Below are 1,520 nucleotides of genomic sequence, written 5' to 3'. Positions count from 1 at the left end.
ATGCCGGGGCGCATCGTGCAGAACCTCAACAAGGTCGGCACGAAGAATCCGCTTTTCGTCCTGGATGAGATCGACAAGATGTCGATGGACTTCCGCGGCGATCCGTCGTCGGCCCTGCTTGAAGTGCTCGATCCGGAGCAGAACAACGCGTTCAACGATCACTACCTGGAAGTCGATCTCGACCTCTCCGAGGTGATGTGGATCGCGACGGCGAACTCGCTCAATATTCCGGGTCCGCTGCTCGACCGCATGGAAGTGATCCGTATCCCGGGTTACACCGAAGACGAGAAGCTCAACATCGCGCTGAAGTACCTCGTGCCCAAGCAGCTGAAGGCCAACGGCCTGAAGGCCGAGGAGCTGACAGTCGGCGAAGATGCGCTGCGCGACATTGTGCGTTACTACACGCGCGAATCGGGCGTGCGTAACCTCGAGCGCGAGATCTCCAAGATCTGCCGTAAGGTCGTCAAGGAAATCGCGCTGGGCACGGTACCGGCCAAGGCCAAGGCCAAAGTGAAGAAGACCGCGGCCAAGGCAGTGAAGGGCAAGGTGCTGGCGCCGGATCAGGTTCGTGTCGATGGCGAAAACCTCGACCACTTCCTCGGCGTGCGTCGCTTCGACTTCGGTCGTGCGGAACTGCAGAACGAGGTGGGCCTGGTCACCGGTCTTGCCTGGACCCAGGTCGGCGGCGATCTGCTCAGCATCGAGGCCTCCGTGGTTCCGGGCAAGGGTCGCCTGATCCAGACGGGCCAACTCGGCGATGTCATGAAGGAATCGATCCAGGCGGCACTAAGCGTGGTTCGCGCGAGGGCGGAAGCGCTGGGTATCGATCCCGACTTCCATCAGTCGCTCGACATCCACATCCACGTGCCCGAAGGTGCTACCCCGAAGGACGGTCCGAGTGCTGGTATCGCCATGTGCACGGCGCTCGTGTCGGCTCTAACGAAGGTGCCGGTGCGCTCCGAGGTCGCCATGACCGGCGAGATCACGCTGCGTGGTCGCGTCCTGCCGATCGGCGGTCTGAAGGAGAAGTTGCTGGCGGCTCATCGCGGTGGCATCACCACGGTGATCATCCCTGAGGAGAACCGCAAGGACCTCATCGACCTGCCGGAAAACATCACCACCTCGCTGGCGATTCATCCGGTGAAGTGGATCGACGAGGTGCTCAATCTCGCGCTCGAGCGTCCCCCGGCTCCAAAGAAGGCCGGTGATGGCGGTGAGGCCGTCGAGGTGCCCATCGAGGAGGCCAAGGCGGGTAAGGGTAAGGGCAAGGGCTCGCCTTCGCTCACGCACTGATCCCGGCTGATCGTTTCGTATCGGGAACAAGGGCGCACGAAAGTGCGCCCTTTTCGTTTTCGCTGTCCTGTCATTGTTGGTTCGCGATAATCGTTTTTCTCTCCCCGCGCAAGCCTCCGTGAAGGATGCATACGCGCTGAAAGCGTTGGTATTGCTCGTATTGCGATGGGGGGAGGGCACTGGTATAAAGGCGGCTCCRCAATCGTCCGCGCCGCAAGGGCGCCACG

1 protein-coding gene is annotated in these 1,520 nt (G+C 61.6%); it reads left to right on the top strand.

Translation table 11 applies throughout. The features are described from left to right. On the top strand, positions 1-1,293 hold a 1,293-nt coding region (locus AC1DT2_RS23075; protein WP_477299004.1), incomplete at its 5' end, for a S16 family serine protease. Positions 1,294-1,520: the final 227 nt, after the last annotated feature.

Source organism: Luteibacter sp. P4_E6 (genome assembly GCF_056401535.1).
This window is presented reverse-complemented; position numbering and strand designations above follow the sequence as displayed.